Source organism: Sapientia aquatica, assembly GCF_004358105.1.
Taxonomy (GTDB): Bacteria; Pseudomonadota; Gammaproteobacteria; order Burkholderiales; family Burkholderiaceae_D; genus Solimicrobium; species Solimicrobium aquaticum.
In genome coordinates, this window is record NZ_SMYL01000004.1 from 329,870 (window position 1) to 345,733 (window position 15,864).

Sequence of the window (15,864 nt, forward strand, 5' to 3'; positions counted from 1 at the left end):
GACTCCATCAGCTAAATCTTGTTCTATTTTTTATGCCAAGGTGCGACTTTGGGCAGTAATAACATGCCGGGAATCGTCAATAAAAAACAGACGATAAAAAACCAAAACCAGCCAGTTTGCGCCACAATAAATCCGGTAATGGCGTTAAAAAATGTGCGCGGCACGACGGCTAAGCTGGTGAACAATGCATATTGCGTGGCGGTATAGCGCGGGTCGGTTGTAGTGGCGATGTAGGCGGTGAAAGCGGCGGTGCCTAAGCCAATTGCAAATGTATCGGCGGCCATCACAAAACCCAACATCCAAACACTTAAGCCAACTTTCGACAAGAGCGCAAATCCTAAAATGGCAATCGCTTGAATCGCGCCAAAAATCCACAGTCCCCGATGCACGCCCGTTCTCATTAACCACATCGCACCTAAAATACCGCCTGCTAATCCTGCCCATAAACCGGATGTTTTTGCGACCACGCCGATTTGAGTGCGGGTAAATCCAAGGTCCATAAAAAACGGCGTTTGAAGCGCGGTGGCCATTGAGTCACCTAATTTATACAGAAAAATAAAACTCAAAATCAGCAAGGCATTCGATACGCCTTTGCGCTGGATGAATTCTTTAAATGGCAGCACCACCGCTTCGCGCAAATTCTTAGGCGGTGAGCCGTACAACTTCGGCTCGCTGATTAAAAGAGTGGTGAGCAAACCCGGCAGCATAAATAAGGCGGTCACGATGAACACGATATCCCAGCCAAAATGGTCGGACAAAATCAACGCCAACGAACCCGGCACCAATTGAGAAAATTTATACGCATTGACCGACAAAGCCACTCCCGGCGCTTGCTGCTGATCGGACAAAAATTCACGTCGATAGGCATCAATCACAATATCCTGACTGGCCGAGATAAACGACATCAAGCCACACAACCACATCACGGTGACCAAATCCGCCCTGGGCGACAACTGCCCCATCGCCATAATCACGGCCAGCAAACCCAATTGCGTGAGCAACATCCAACCGCGCCGCCGACCTAAAAACGGCAGCGAATAGCGATCCATGAGCGGCGACCAGAGAAATTTCCACGTGTACGGAAACTGCACCAAGGACAGCAAACCAATCGCTTTTAAATCGACGCCATCGGTTTTCATCCAAGCGGTGAGCAGATTAATCGAGATGAACAATGGCAAACCAGAAGTAAAGCCCAACACAATACAAATCAGCATCGAGCGATTTAAATAGTGCTGCCAACCGGTAGGTTCGTTGTTATTGATATTCGTTGGTGACGTGGTTGGCATGTAGAGTTTTTGATGATCGATTTAGGACTAGCTGCAATTATGCGCCTGTTTATGAAACTGCTGACGCCTTACGCTTTGCGGCGCAGGCGAAATACCGCCAAGCTTCCACGCCAATTTGGCAACCAATTAATCGGCTCGCCATCGTGTAAAGCCACGCATTCCAGTACTTCCAGGCCGACCGAATTGGCCAACTCGGCAAAATCCCCAATCGTGGCGCAACGCAAGTTAGGCGTGTCGTACCATTCATAGGGCAACGATTTGGACACCGGCATGCGGCCACGCAACAACGCAACGCGGTGCGGCCAGTAAGCAAAGTTAGGGAAAGACACGATCGCTTCACGACCAACGCGCGCGATATCGGTGAGCAAGCCTTCGACATTTTTCATCATCTGCAAGGACGACAAACACAACACGGTTTCAAACGCTTGGTCATCAAATAACGCTAAACCGTTTTCCATGTCCTGCTGTATCACTTGCACGCCGCGCTTGGCGCAGGACAGCACTTTATCGTCGTCGATTTCAATGCCGTAACCTTGGCAAGCTTTATCGGTTTGCAGATAATCCAGCATCACGCCATCGCCACAACCCACATCGAGCACGGCAGAATTGGGCGCGACCCAATGCGCAATGAACGCCAAATCCGGGCGCAATTGATTCAATTCGTTAAAGTTCATGCTGCCACCTTCAGTTCCAAACGAATGCGCTCAAAATAGCTGCGCACCAAATTCATATAACGCTCGTCGTCCAACAAAAACGCATCGTGCCCGTGCGGCGCGTCGATTTCCGCATAGGTCACTCGGCGGCGATTACTAATTAGGGCGCGCACAATTTCGCGGCTGCGCTCAGGTGAAAAACGCCAGTCGGTGGTGAACGAAATCACCAAAAACTGGGCTTTTGTCATGTGCAAAGCTTGCGTCAAATTGCCATCATAACGCCGCGCTGGATCGAAATAATCTAAGGCTTTGGTAATGAGCAAATAGGTGTTGGCATCAAAATAGGACGAGAATTTATCGCCCTGATAGCGCAGGTAAGATTCGATCTCAAAATCCACACCAAAACCGAATTGATAGTCATCGCTTTTTAAATCGCGGCCAAATTTCTCAGCCATGTCATCGTTCGATAAATAGGTGATATGACCAACCATACGCGCCACGCGCAAACCACTTTTTGGTACTACGCCATGCGCGTAAAAATCCCCGCCATGAAAGTCAGGATCCGACACAATTGCTTGGCGCGCTACGTCGTTGAACGCGATATTTTGTGCCGACAATTTAGGCGTGGACGCAATCACCACACAATGACGCAAGCGGTCGGGAAACATCGTGCTCCACGACAAAGCCTGCATCCCTCCAAGCGAGCCGCCCATCACCGCCGCAAATTGAGTAATCCCCAACACATCCGCTAAACGCGCTTGCGCATTAACCCAGTCCTCGACCGTCACCACCGGAAAATCTGCGCCATAAGGCTTGCCCGTTTCGGGATTGGTGTGCATCGGTCCAGTCGATCCAAAACAAGAACCGAGATTGTTAACCCCGATCACAAAAAAATGATCGGTATCCAACGGTTTGCCCGGCCCGATCATGTTGTCCCACCAACCCAAATCATCCGGCGCATCCGCATAAACACCTGCCACATGATGTGACGCATTCAACGCATGGCAGATCAGCACAGCATTCGAGCGATCGGCATTGAGCTGACCGTAAGTCTCGTACATCAAACTGTAATCGGCGATCATCGAACCACTTTGCAAGACCAGCGGCTCCGAAAAACGGTGCGTTTTGGGGGCAACAATTCCAACGGAAGGCATGATTTTTCCTAAATCTAAATAATGTTGAAGCTAACTTTCGGCTCAAGACGCGCAAGCCTGATGCGATTTGTACAAGCTAGTGGAGCAAGCAACGATGAGTTGCAGGGGAAACCGTGACGCAGGAAGAGGGTCTGGCAGAGAGGAAGAAAGACACACATGCCGACGCTTTAGCCAAATTTATCACGCGCCCGCAAGCTGATCTCAAATCGGCGCAAAGCGTAAGGATAAACAAGTATCGAAAGTCCGTCAAACGAGTTTGATCATTCATTTAGGTCAGAAAATTACATTTCTGCGACCCGAATCATCTTGCGAAAGGCGCACCACTTTTCCAAGAGCTTGCACCAATTTTTGAGCAAAGACTTCAAACGAATTTAGTTATAAAAATATATTGTAAAAATTAACTTATTTTTTTATTTATGTTATAGAATTTATATTTATTATTAATTTATTCACATAGTTGACTAATGAAAGTACGTCGTGATGGCAATCAATAGGCATGTTCTCTTCGGTAAGCTAAACCTGACGCTATTCAAAAGTATTGAGTCGGCTGCGGCATTTTGTAAGTTGCGCGCAAATCCCTATGTGGAACTAGTTCACTGGTTACATCAACTCAATCAATTGGCCGACAGCGACTGGCAACGCATTCTTCGGCATTTCGAAATTTCAGCCGAAACAGTCGAACATCATCTGAGCAATGCTATTCAAGCCCTACCAACCGGCGCTAGTTCCATTACGGATTTTTCACATCACATCGAAACATCGATAGAGCGTGCTTGGGTTATTGCAACCCTTAAGGCAAGCGAGCAACGTATTCGAGGGGCAAGCCTTATCATTGCCTTGCTCCAAACACCAGAATTGCGTCGGGTAACACTACAAATTCTCCCATCACTAACAAGAATACCTGCAGATGAAAAATGGGAGACCATCGCCGAGATCATTCACGGATCACCCGAAGACCATCAAGACGCTTACAGTCGCCCTACTAATGGTATTGGAATCGCCAGTGATAGTGACGATGCACTATCCTCTAACGGTAAATCATCCCTTGCTCGCTACTGCACCGATCTAACGGAGCAAGCCCGTAACGGCAAAATTGATCCTGTCATTGGTCGCAACAAAGAGCTGCGCACCATGATCGACATCCTCTTACGTCGCCGACAAAATAACCCACTTCTCACAGGTGAAGCAGGTGTAGGAAAAACAGCTATAGTCGAAGGGCTAGCTGTCGCGATTGCAAACAATCAGGTACCTCCCGTTTTACAAGGATCTCGCCTCCTCAGTCTGGATATTGGGGCGATGCTTGCTGGAGCCAGCGTAAAAGGAGAATTTGAGACTCGACTAAAGGGCGTACTCGAGGAAGCAGCCAAGGCCACAAATCCAGTGATTTTATTTGTCGACGAAGTACACACCTTAGTAGGGGCTGGCGGGCAAACTGGCACCGGTGATGCAGCAAATCTTCTGAAACCCGCTCTTGCGCGCGGCACTCTACGCACCATCGGCGCAACCACTTGGCACGAGTATAAACGCCATATAGAAACGGACCCGGCGCTTACTCGGCGATTTCAAGTATTGCAAGTCATGGAGCCAAGCGAATCGGCCACCACAGATATGGTGCGTGGATTGGTCAAAACATTTGCCAATCATCACAAAGTTTGGGTCACTGATGAAGCCGTAAGAGCGGCCGTAACCCTCTCACATCGATACATTCCTGCTCGCCAATTGCCAGATAAGGCCATCAGTTTACTTGACACGGCTTGCGCCAGAATTGCGTTGTCTTTACATATGCCACCTGCTCGAATTACCTACCTAAGGGAACAGCTAACTGCGAGCCAAGTTGAACTTGATCTACTGGGACACCTAGCCCGTGTTGGCAACAACACGCCAAGACTAGAGCTCCTAACAGACCAAATCGCCGCTAAACAACAGGAACTCAAACTTTTAGAGGATCGCTGGGCCCAGGAATTGCATCTCACACATACGATCATCGCACAGCGCCTCGAATTGTTGAGACTAGACGATAACGAGGACGCAACTGATTTCCGACCAACAGAAGTTCAATCATTAAAAGCGTTGGAGCACACACTTCATGAGTTACAGGACGACGAACCCTTAGTCCAATCAGAGGTTAACGAATCTGTTATTGCAGCTATTGTCGCAGAATGGACTGGGATACCAGTTGGAGAAATGGTAAAGGACGAGATTGTCGCCATCAAACAACTTCCTTCGCTACTTAAGCTACGCGTGATAGGCCAAGAATATGCGCTGCAAACTCTAGCTCAGAGAATTCAAACCGCACGAGCGCACCTAACGGATCCGAATAAACCGATTGGCGTGTTTTTACTAACAGGACCATCGGGTGTAGGAAAAACAGAAACCGCACTAGCAATCGCCGACGCGCTCTATGGAGGGGAGCAAAATCTGATCACTGTTAACATGAGTGAATTCCAGGAGCCACACACGATCTCAACTCTCAAGGGATCGCCGCCGGGGTATGTCGGTTACGGAGAAGGCGGTGTTCTCACAGAAGCGGTGCGCCGTCGTCCATATAGTGTCGTGCTGCTAGATGAAATCGAAAAAGCTCATCCAGATGTGCACGAAATTTTCTATCAAGCTTTCGACAAAGGCTGGATAGAAGACGGTGAAGGTCGGCACATTGACTTTAAAAATACCATCATCCTACTAACAAGTAATATTGGGGCAGATTTAATCGCCAAGAAGTGCAAAGAGTCGAATTCGATTCCGGCGCCAGAAATTCTCCGCGATGCTTTGCAAGAAAAATTGTTGCAAGTTTTTCCTGCAGCCTTTTTAGGCCGGCTGACAACAATCCCGTTTTACCCATTAAATGAAACTGAATTATCGGAAATTGTCCAAATTCGTCTAAAGAAAATAGCACTGCGAATGCAATCGCATCATGGAATTGCCCTAACCATTGCAACAGAGGTCGTTAGACACATCGTGAATCAAGGCGGGATGCACAAGACCGGGGTTAGGCATTTAATCAGCTATATCGAGCAACAGATCCTGCCGCAACTTGCCAACTGCTGGTTAAGTGCCACAGAAACCAAGCGCATTATCAGCGGTATTACGCTTGGCTTCGATGCAAATACCGCTCAAACAACCTACGAAATTACCTACCAATAAATATTTTATTTTAGATGATTTTCGAAGCAACTATTTTTACTTAACCAGTCCTTAATCGAATGGAGAATTTATGAGCATTAGTAACAATTCACAAAAGTTTATTGCACGCAACCGAGCACCGCGAGTTCAAATCGAATACGACGTCGAAATTTACGGCTCCGAAAAGAAGGTGGAGCTTCCGTTTGTAATGGGAGTCTTAAGTGACTTGTCTGGCAAGCCAGTCAACGAGCTACCTCAAGTTGGAGAACGCAAATTTCTTGAAATCGACATCGATAATTTCGACGAACGTATGAAGGCGATACAACCTCGGGTCGCGTTTTCAGTTCCAAACACCCTTTCTGGCGAGGGGCATTTGATGGTCGACATGACCTTTGAGAGTATGGATGATTTTTCTCCTGCTGCCGTCGCGCGTAAAGTCGACGCACTCAATCAATTACTCATAGCTCGAACCCAACTATCTAATCTGCAAACTTACATGGATGGAAAATCGGGGGCAGAAGGATTAGTGCATCAACTTCTTCAGGATCAAGCATTAATGGAAGCTTTAGCTACTTCACCAAAGCCAGAAGCTCCGAAAAGCGATATTGAATGACACCTTTAGTAATACTTGAATTGAAGGAAGTACCATGACCAAAAATGAACAAGTAACAAAAAGTCAAGCAGTAGCCCAATTTTCGAACGCCAATGAATTCTCTGCATTGCTTGACCGTGAATTCAAACCTAAAACCGAGCAGGCACGAGAAGCTGTCGAATCGGCTGTTCGCACGTTAGCAGAACAAGCGCTCATTAACTCTCTTACTATCAGCGATGACGCATATTCAGCAATTGAAGCGGTGATCGCTGAAATTGATCGAAAACTCTCTGAGCAAATTAATTTAATTTTACATAAAGAAGAATTTCAACAACTGGAATCAGCGTGGCGTGGATTAAGCCATTTAGTTTCTAATACCGAAACCGATGAACAACTCAAAATACGGTTCATGGATATTTCAAAAGACGAAATGCGCAGAACCGTGCGACGCCATAAAGGAATAGCCTGGGATCAGAGTCCAATCTTCAAGCGAATATACGAAGAAGAATATGGACAACTCGGCGGAGAACCTTACGGTTGTCTAGTAGCTGATTATTATTTCGACCATACGCCACCAGATGTCGAGTTATTAGGAGCAATTGCCAAGATCTCCGCAGCGGCACATTCACCATTTATTGCTGGCGCATCACCAGCAGGTCTCCAAATGGATTCATGGCAAGAGCTGGCTAATCCGCGCGACCTTGCCAAAATTACCTCCAACTTAGAACACGCTGCATGGAATTCACTTCGAAGCACCGAAGACGCACGTTACATTGGCTTAGCTATGCCTCGTTTCTTGTCACGCTTGCCCTATGGGGCAAAAACCAATCCTGTAGATGAATTTAATTTTGAGGAACAGACGGATGGCGCTGACCATCGCAAATACGTTTGGAACAATGCCGCTTACGCCATGGCGGTCAATATTAATCGAAGCTTCAAGCATTATGGATGGTGCACGATGATACGCGGCGTCGAAAGCGGTGGAACAGTTCCAAATCTTCCGTGCCATACGTTTCCAACGGATGACGGCGGCATTGATATCAAATGCCCCACCGAAATTGCCATCTCTGACCGACGCGAAGCTGAATTAGCGAAAGCAGGATATATACCATTAGTTCACCGAAAAAACACAGATCACGCCACATTCATTGGCGCGCAATCATTACAAAAACCAGCCGAATATTACGATCCAGACGCGACCGCAAATGCCAATTTATCGGCACGATTACCCTATTTATTCGCCAGCTCACGCTTCGCACATTACCTCAAATGTATCGTCCGAGACAAAGTTGGCGCATTCAAAGAACGCGATGAAATGCAACGATGGCTCAACGAGTGGATTATGGAGTACGTCGATGCAGATCCAACAAATTCATCCGAAGAAACCAAAGCGAAACGGCCACTTGCCGCGGCCGAAGTTGTTGTCGAGGAGATTGAAGGGAATCCTGGTTTTTATGCTGCTAAGTTTTTCTTACGTCCGCACTTTCAACTCGAAGGTTTAACGGTTTCACTCAGATTAGTTGCCAAGCTCCCGTCGATTAAGCAAGCCGCCTAAATCGACATTATATTTTTCGGGGTCATTACTCATAATGTATTGACCCCACAATATTAACAAAAGGGAACCAGCAGGAGGAAATCATCCAGCTGCTATTAATTCAATTTGAACAGCGGCATGTGCCAAGTCCTCACGACAATGACGCTTTATTTCAACACTTTGATCGAAACATTGAATCGAATGGTAAGCCTTTGTGACATTCAAAAATATTGCCACACTATTCGAAATGGTGTACTTCCATTATCCATGAGTGAACAGGCTATTTGTATTTCATCCAAAAGGAAGATTTGGTTTATTCAGCAATCGCCAAAGCTGCCAAACGTAACTATGTTTTATGCATTACCGAATAGGTCATATCGCGACATGAACAATCTCTTCAAAATAAATCAGCGCGATGTAAACAATGCGATATTCAGCAAAACATCATTTTGAAGAGGTCATTAATAAAGCGCGGTACAACATTAGTGATAAACAAAGCCGTCGAGATTACGACTAGCTAAATTTAATAACTGGATTAAATCAGCAGACTCTTTAATTCAAGAAGCTGCAAAGTGCGTGCGATTTGAATTGATCTCATCGGTGAGCAGTATCAAATTCAAACAGGGAATATATCAATCGATGAAATCTTCCGCAGAGTTGATTGGGCATATTTGCCGAAATTTTATTCATCAATCTAATTTTAGGAGTTTTGTATGGCACAGGATATTTTTTTAAAAATTAACGGAATCGAAGGGGAAAGTAAGGATGATAAACACAGCAATGAAATCGAAGTTCAAAGCTGGGATTGGAAAATTTCCCAACAATCTAATATGCATTCCGGCAGTGGTGGTGGAGCAGGCAAAGCGACCGTCGGTGATTTAACCTTCGTTCACTCAGTAGATAAATCTAGCCCTAATTTAATGAAGTACTGCCTAACCGGTAAGCACATTGATAGTGCCGTGCTAACCGTACGCAAAGCCGGCGGTAACCCATTGGAATATTTAAAGATAACCATGAGTGATGTCATTGTCACTAAGGTTCAACCGAGCGGATCCAACGATGGTGATGGAATTCGCGAAACAATTAGCCTTGCATTCTCTAAAGTCAAACAGGAATACGCTGTTCAAAATGCCCAAGGTGGTTCTGCCGGCGCTATTACAGCCAGCTATGACATCAAGGGAAATAAAGAGTCCTAATCTTTTGCGCTTCTCAATCATGCGGTGACAAAACATAACCGCTGCTGCCCCCCTGCCCTCAACGCAGGGGTAAAAATGGATTTTTTAAACCGTATCTATGAATTGTCCTTTCCCTCGCTCCTCCATTTTTGGCGCATCGTTAAAGCGATTCGCCTTACTCATTTTATGCGCAGTGATAGCGACTACACTGATGACCGCTTGCGCCAGTGGAACCGGACCAATTCCGAGAGAGCCCAGCAAATTGGACATTACTGTTGAGGCAACCAATGCGATGAACTTAGATGAGAAAGGACGTGCCGCTCCAATGATGGTGCGAATTTATGAATTGAAATCTAAGCAGGCGTTTCTCGAAGCTGATTTTTTTTCCTTGCAGACCAAGGATAAAACTGTATTGGGGGAGGATCTACTTCAAAAAGACGAATTCATTCTGCGTCCAGGCGAGACGAGAAAAATTAAGCGTCCATCCATGTCTGAGACAACCGCTCTTGGTGTACTCGCGGGATATCGGGATTTACCTAATTCGCAATGGCGAGTCGTTCATGAGCTTCCGACCGCCCCACCTGCTGCTTGGTACCAGATCGGTAACACGGTAAAACTATTTCTTAGCTTAGAGAGCGACGCTATCAAAGTCACCGAACAAAAATAGTTCGACTAACTAACGCAGAATACATCTCGAAAATCGCACCATTAGAAGGAAGTTCACAATGAGCTGGCACAATAAAGTCGTCTGGTCAGAAGGGCTATTTTTGCGCCCTCAATTATTTCAACAGCAAGAACGCTATTTGGAGATGCATGCACATAAACGGGCCTCCTCGCTTTCTCCTTTTTACTGGGGCTATAGCCGGTTCGTCCTTGATACTGAATCGCTTTCACTAGGTAAGTTGGTTTTAGCAAGCGGCAGCGGCGTCTTTAACGATGGCACTTTTTTTGACACTCCGGAACAAGCCCCACCCCCACCACCATTAACTCTGCTGCCAGAACATTTAGATCAACTTATTTATTTAGCTGTTCCCATTCGAAGTCCAAATGCAGAAGAAACCACCTTTTCTAACGAACAGGGTTCATTGGCGCGATACACCGCGATGGAACAGGAACTGCGCGACTCAAACTCCGTCGGACAAGGTCCAAAATTAGTTCAATTAGCACAATTAAGATTACGGTTGGTGCCACAAAAGGAACTTACGGATGCATGGTTAGGACTGCCAATTGCAAGAGTCATTGCGCTCAATTCAGATGGAAGTGCCGAACTTGATTCCAATTTAATTCCTCCCGTTTCGAGTATTGGCGCTAGTAGTCTGCTAACGAATTGGTTAATCAACATCCATGGATTGGTTCATTTACGCGCGGAAACCTTAGCGACACGCCTTTCCGGCTCAGGCGGAAAATCGTCCGATGCAACAGAAGTATCTGACTATTTACTGCTTCAAATTCTAAATCGATATGAGCCACAGTTAAATCATCTACTATCGATCAAAGAAACCAACCCAGAGGCGTTATACACGTTACTCATAACTCTTGCCAGCGAACTGGCGACCTTTGTCCGCACCGCGACCCGACGCCCAATAAAATTTAGACCGTATTTACATCTCCATCCTTACCAAACGTTTAAAGAGTTAGTAAATGAAGTGCACAACATGCTTAATGAAGTTCTGGTTCGTAGTGCACAACAGATCGAATTGGAACTGCGCCATCACGGCGTTCGCTTAGCCGCGATTGATCCCGCTACATTACAGAGTTTTGGCTCAGTCGTTTTAGCTATTGGCGCAAATATGCCATCAGACCAACTGGCGCAACAATTTTTAGCGCAAAGCAAAGTAGGCCCTCCCGACCGGCTACCAGAATTAATTCGATCACATTTACCTGGAATTAATCTTTCGATCTTGCCTGTGCCTCCCCGGCAAATTCCCTTTAACTCTGGCTATGTCTACTATGAACTCGGTCGCAATACACCTATGTGGCAACACATTCTCAAATATGGCGGCATTGCCATACATATTGCGGGAGATTTCCCAGGTCTGCGCGCTGAATTGTGGGGCGTCAGAGAAAAATAACATGTTCATCAAGTGCTCAAATTTCAAGATTCCTTGCATTCATTAAAGGACAACAATGTCAATCAACGCCCGCACATTGACTGCCACCAGCTCAGTTATACCTAACATCCTAGATCAACCAGCTTTAATTCCAGTCAGCCTGACAGGTATCGACGGACTCAACACACTATTTAATTACTGCTTAGTATTAAAGACTCCAAGTGCCTTAAATCATTTGACCAGCCTCGGCGCTAACTTTGAGCTAGACAACTTCATCGGCCACGCGCTAACCGTTTTTATTCAACTTCCCAGTAATGAAAATGGGTCGACTACCGATCATGGTGAGATCAACGTTGGCGAAGTCACAGCAAGTCGGCGAGAAATTTCGGGCATCATCGCCGATGCTAAATTGCTTGAAGAGCGAGACCGCCACGTATTCTATGAAATCACATTATCTCCATGGTTGTACCTAGCGACATGTAATTGCGACTGCAGAATTTTTCAAAATATGATGCTTACAGAAGTACTCGACGAGCTTCTCAGTAGATATCCATTTTCAGTCGAAAGGCGATTAGTGGAGTCATATCCGCAGCGTGATTTCCAAGTCCAATATAACGAAACTGATTTCCAATTCTTTTGTAGGCTATGCGAAGAGTGGGGTGTAAATTGGTTTTTTGAGCACAGCGATGGCAGCCACAGGCTCGTACTCATTGATAACATGTCCGGGTATAAAAAATTTACCAACCGTAGCTATCATGAGGTTCGCTTTAATTCAGACAACCAATACATTGACGAAGAATCTATCCATACTTTTCACGACATACGCCAAATCACAACCGGTCATTACACCACCAGCGATACCGATTACACCCGTCCTAACGCCAACCTGAAATCCACTCGCAGCAATCCGCGTGCAACTGCCCATTCAGAATTAGAGCAATACCAATGGCATGTTGATTCAAACTACAGTCAACCACGTGCTGGTGTCGACAAAACCGACAATGATCCGCTCGCAGAAGGTAGCTTCATTGCAAGTCTGCGGATGGAATCTTTACGATCCATTGGACACCGCGCTCTGGCTTCAGGAAATTTACGCGGTATGGTTCCAGGATGTTGGTTCAGTTTAAATAACCACCCTAGCGATTCGGCTAACACCGATTACCTGATTCTATCGGCGCACCTAACAATTAAGGAAGTCGCACAAGCCACGCAAACACCGGACAACGGCCAGCACTACGAAGTCAAATCTACATGCGACTTGCATCCTCTCTCAGAAGTTTTTCGACCTGCACGGATCACCCCTAGACCTTGTGTCAACATCACCACTGCCAGAGTAGTCGGCCCAGAAGGTCAAGACATTTGGACCGACGAGTTGGGGCGCATTAAAATCCAATTCCCTTGGGATAGAGTTGGTCGTGTAGATCAGAACAGTAGTTGTTGGATACGAGTTAGCTCGGACTGGGCTGGCAACCAATTGGGCGCCATACATCTCCCTAGAGTAGGGCAAGAAGTCCTCATTAGTTTTATGGAAGGCGATCCTGACCTACCTGTATGCATCGGCCTTGCATATAACCAAATAAACCTGCCTCCGTGGAATTTACCCAGCCAGCATAGCTTACTTGGCTTTCGTTCGAGGGAACTAGTCGACAACAAAGGTAACTCGTCCGCAGGACGAAGCAATCATCTCATCCTTGACGATACGGATGGCAACATGCAAAGCCAGCTCAAAAGCGACCATCATCACAGTCAACTCTCGATGGGTCACATTACTCGTATTGAAGATAACAACGGCAGGAAAGATTTTCGTGGCGAGGGCTTCGAACTACAGACAGACGGACACGGAGTATTGCGTGCAAAGGACGGATTATTAGTGAGTTCTCAACAACAAGATAATGCGCACTCTCACATTACGGACATCCAAGAAACCATTCAAAGCTTAATAGACTCACAATCCGATCATGCCAGCCTGACGCAGCCATTAGAACAAATAGGCTCGTCACAGGGTAACATCAATGGACGTGGGGCGATCAAAGCGATAGCAGAGCAAAACCGCGATATTAAGGGGACTGAAACAACTCCAGTTTCAGCTCAGTTTAAAGAACTATCACAACCACATCTACTTATTGCTAGTCCGGCTGGCGTGTTAAGCAACACCCCTAAAACAACCCACATTGATTGCGGAGATCACATCGCACTTACTAGTGGCTCGAATACATCGTTTTCAATTGGCAGCTCACTATTTTCAGCAATCAAAAATCATTGGTCTGTATTTGTGCACAGTCTAGGCATCAAGCTGGTCACCGCACAAGGCCCGGTAACCATTCAGGCACACGATGACCAGATAAATCTAATAGCGATGCGCGAGATCCAAATTACCAGTAGCCAAGATTCCATCTACCTGAACGCAAAAAAGAAAGTAGTCATTAACGGAGACTCAAGTTTTAGCGACTGGAGTGCCTCGGGAATAGTGCACGGTACTTCCGGAACTTGGTTAGAGCAAGCCAGCAGTCGTGGTTCGCCCTCAAAATTAGCGCTCCCGACGCTAACTAAACCCGCAGTGTGCATGGAATGTTTGGCTCGCGCCAATGCCCGCGCGATGCCCATAGTCGCGACCGCAGAAGCAGCAGTGGCCTAATGCGGAACCTAGTCGATCCAAAAGTATCTTTTATCCAGCGCTCCACGCACTACACGGTCTAGAAGCTTGATGCCCTCAGAACAGCTAGTCGTTCAATCAACTAGCTATTTTAAATAAATGATATCGACGGCATTTTGCTTAACTAGCTCGCTACGTGGCCATGACTCTAACGAAAAGACCGATCATGCAAAACTCGAATAACTCCACCGCTGAACTTCAAAATAGCCCGGCGCTCATCGACTTTAATGCCGCACTAAACAAAGCAATAACAGCTGATTTGAATTACCTTTTCACAGCAACGGTTCCGGCTACCAGCAACTGTTTTGTTCTCATCAACGCGGGGCAGTGTATTCCTAACGCAGTAGAGCAATTCGTGTCAGAACATGCACTTGAGGCAGAACCGCTTTTTTTGACCATGCCCGAAGCAGAATCAGCAGCGATTGGTCCGTGGCTAATCAGTTTGCCAAAAACTCCAACATCGGATCTGATCCACAGGATTGTCGAATTCAGTGTTAAACACCAGGCCGTTAGCCTATTTAGCAGTCCATTTAAGGGATATGCGCTATACCCTCATTTACGTTCCTTCATGCATTGTGAGTTCGAGGACGGAAGCACGGGAATGCTCCGTTATTTCGATCCGCGCGTTGGCTTTGAACTGGTCACTAATTGGCCACCAGAATTACAACAACAATTTATAGCCCCATTTGATTTTTGGAGTAGTTGGGATCGCTCGTTTACTCCAATTATTCGCCTTGGAAAATCACTGAAAAAAGCGTTAGCGCCAGCTGACCAAATCACCATCAGCAACGACACGGTTATACATCTGCAACAAAGTAACCAAGCTGACTTGCTGCTGGCATTGAATCATGAAGTCAGAAGCAAGATCGAACAACCTAGTCCCATCGAGGATATAGCGCCGTGTTTGCAATACGCACTCGCCGTAGAAGCATTGGAATTTGCCAAGGAACGTCAACTCCATTCTCAAGAAGAACGGCTTAGCCTGATAAAAAATGCGTTAGCGATTCATCCCAGCTTTTATAAAAATCCGAGATTTATATCCGAGCTACGCCGTCTTGTGCCAGTCGGGAACCGTGTCGAAGCGGCACTGAAAAACATGTCCCAAAACACGATCAATGATTGGAACAATCAGCGCTTAGCGCGATTAAACGATTACTACCGACATCTCACCGAAAGAATTAGCACACGTCAAATCCACAGCATCATTAAGGACGCGCCATGACCCAGCAGCCCCAGAATACCGAATTTCATATTGCGATCCACGTCAATCAACAACCACAAAACGAGCCACCGTGTACCGACGGATCGCCGCCTGCGCCCGTGGAAGCGATTATTTTGTACCCTAGCCTAGGCACTCCCTTAGTCCTTAGCCCAGATCAGAAATACTGCTGCATCTACTTAGCCGCACCACCCCGAGTCGCGGCGCACTTTGGGGTAGAAAAGCGGACTCCGCTGACCGTCTCGGATGGCGCAAGTTCAGTCAACGCCAATGGTATTCACTTTGCCCCGTGTGCCTATTCGCTCATTGATCGCCACTTACGACTTGTCTCCATGCAGTGCGACAAACCCACCGATGCCAATATGGAGCTGGGGATGCTCTATGGTGGCAGCTACAAGAACAGTTACGACCTTGCGCGCCAAGCGAT

The 15,864-nt window shown here is 46.6% G+C and carries 12 protein-coding genes; 9 read left to right on the forward strand and 3 right to left on the reverse strand.

From position 1 onward, the window contains the following. Positions 1-23: 23 nt before the first annotated feature. From E2I14_RS10940 to metX, 3 genes are all read right to left on the reverse strand, one after another. Positions 24-1,286, reverse strand: coding sequence for an AmpG family muropeptide MFS transporter (locus E2I14_RS10940; RefSeq protein ID WP_133328351.1), 1,263 nt, complete (start codon positions 1,284-1,286; stop codon positions 24-26). A 68-nt stretch (positions 1,287-1,354) separates the two neighbouring features. Beyond that, positions 1,355-1,960, reverse strand: coding sequence for a methionine biosynthesis protein MetW (gene metW / locus E2I14_RS10945; protein WP_133328353.1), 606 nt, complete (start codon positions 1,958-1,960; stop codon positions 1,355-1,357). Then, complete coding sequence (metX, locus tag E2I14_RS10950; protein WP_133328355.1) at positions 1,957-3,093, reverse strand: homoserine O-succinyltransferase MetX; 1,137 nt, start codon at positions 3,091-3,093, stop codon at positions 1,957-1,959. Before metX ends, metW begins: the two co-directional genes overlap by 4 nt. 480 nt (positions 3,094-3,573) lie before the next feature. Here metX and tssH point away from each other — a divergent pair, with 480 nt between their 5' ends. From tssH to E2I14_RS10995, 9 genes are all read left to right on the forward strand, one after another. Further along, the gene (gene tssH, locus E2I14_RS10955; protein ID WP_133328426.1) at positions 3,574-6,234 is read left to right on the forward strand and encodes a type VI secretion system ATPase TssH; all 2,661 of its coding nucleotides are present in this window, start codon (positions 3,574-3,576) and stop codon (positions 6,232-6,234) included. Between the two features lie 70 nt (positions 6,235-6,304). Beyond that, on the forward strand, positions 6,305-6,826 hold the full coding sequence (gene tssB, locus E2I14_RS10960; protein ID WP_133328357.1) for a type VI secretion system contractile sheath small subunit: 522 nt from the start codon (positions 6,305-6,307) through the stop codon (positions 6,824-6,826). 34 nt (positions 6,827-6,860) lie between these two features. Continuing rightward, positions 6,861-8,360 (forward strand): type VI secretion system contractile sheath large subunit, encoded by a 1,500-nt coding sequence (tssC, locus tag E2I14_RS10965; protein ID WP_133328359.1) that lies wholly within the window; start codon positions 6,861-6,863, stop codon positions 8,358-8,360. Positions 8,361-9,052: 692 nt separating this feature from the next. Next, the gene (locus E2I14_RS10970; protein ID WP_133328361.1) at positions 9,053-9,535 is read left to right on the forward strand and encodes an Hcp family type VI secretion system effector; all 483 of its coding nucleotides are present in this window, start codon (positions 9,053-9,055) and stop codon (positions 9,533-9,535) included. Positions 9,536-9,632: 97 nt separating this feature from the next. Beyond that, positions 9,633-10,181, forward strand: coding sequence for a type VI secretion system lipoprotein TssJ (gene tssJ, locus E2I14_RS10975; RefSeq protein ID WP_133328363.1), 549 nt, complete (start codon positions 9,633-9,635; stop codon positions 10,179-10,181). Between the two features lie 58 nt (positions 10,182-10,239). Further along, complete coding sequence (tssK, locus tag E2I14_RS10980) at positions 10,240-11,586, forward strand: type VI secretion system baseplate subunit TssK (protein WP_133328365.1); 1,347 nt, start codon at positions 10,240-10,242, stop codon at positions 11,584-11,586. A 55-nt stretch (positions 11,587-11,641) separates the two neighbouring features. Then, positions 11,642-14,200 (forward strand): type VI secretion system Vgr family protein, encoded by a 2,559-nt coding sequence (locus E2I14_RS10985; RefSeq protein ID WP_133328367.1) that lies wholly within the window; start codon positions 11,642-11,644, stop codon positions 14,198-14,200. A 184-nt stretch (positions 14,201-14,384) separates the two neighbouring features. Then, the gene (locus tag E2I14_RS10990) at positions 14,385-15,440 is read left to right on the forward strand and encodes a DUF4123 domain-containing protein (protein WP_165967815.1); all 1,056 of its coding nucleotides are present in this window, start codon (positions 14,385-14,387) and stop codon (positions 15,438-15,440) included. Next, the coding region (locus E2I14_RS10995; RefSeq protein WP_133328371.1) for a hypothetical protein at positions 15,437-15,864 on the forward strand (428 nt) is incomplete at its 3' end. The genes E2I14_RS10990 and E2I14_RS10995, both read left to right, overlap by 4 nt.

Bases quoted from the DNA above. Each gene is read 5' to 3' on its own strand.
- metW (WP_133328353.1), bottom strand. From the start codon at position 1,960: ATGAACTTTAACGAATTGAATCAATTGCGCCCGGATTTGGCGTTCATT.
- tssJ (WP_133328363.1), top strand. From the start codon at position 9,633: ATGAATTGTCCTTTCCCTCGCTCCTCCATTTTTGGCGCATCGTTAAAG.
- tssH (WP_133328426.1), top strand. From the start codon at position 3,574: ATGGCAATCAATAGGCATGTTCTCTTCGGTAAGCTAAACCTGACGCTA.
- tssC (WP_133328359.1), top strand. From the start codon at position 6,861: ATGACCAAAAATGAACAAGTAACAAAAAGTCAAGCAGTAGCCCAATTT.
- E2I14_RS10985 (WP_133328367.1), top strand. From the start codon at position 11,642: ATGTCAATCAACGCCCGCACATTGACTGCCACCAGCTCAGTTATACCT.
- E2I14_RS10990 (WP_165967815.1), top strand. From the start codon at position 14,385: ATGCAAAACTCGAATAACTCCACCGCTGAACTTCAAAATAGCCCGGCG.
- E2I14_RS10940 (WP_133328351.1), bottom strand. From the start codon at position 1,286: ATGCCAACCACGTCACCAACGAATATCAATAACAACGAACCTACCGGT.
- E2I14_RS10970 (WP_133328361.1), top strand. From the start codon at position 9,053: ATGGCACAGGATATTTTTTTAAAAATTAACGGAATCGAAGGGGAAAGT.
- tssK (WP_133328365.1), top strand. From the start codon at position 10,240: ATGAGCTGGCACAATAAAGTCGTCTGGTCAGAAGGGCTATTTTTGCGC.
- tssB (WP_133328357.1), top strand. From the start codon at position 6,305: ATGAGCATTAGTAACAATTCACAAAAGTTTATTGCACGCAACCGAGCA.
- metX (WP_133328355.1), bottom strand. From the start codon at position 3,093: ATGCCTTCCGTTGGAATTGTTGCCCCCAAAACGCACCGTTTTTCGGAG.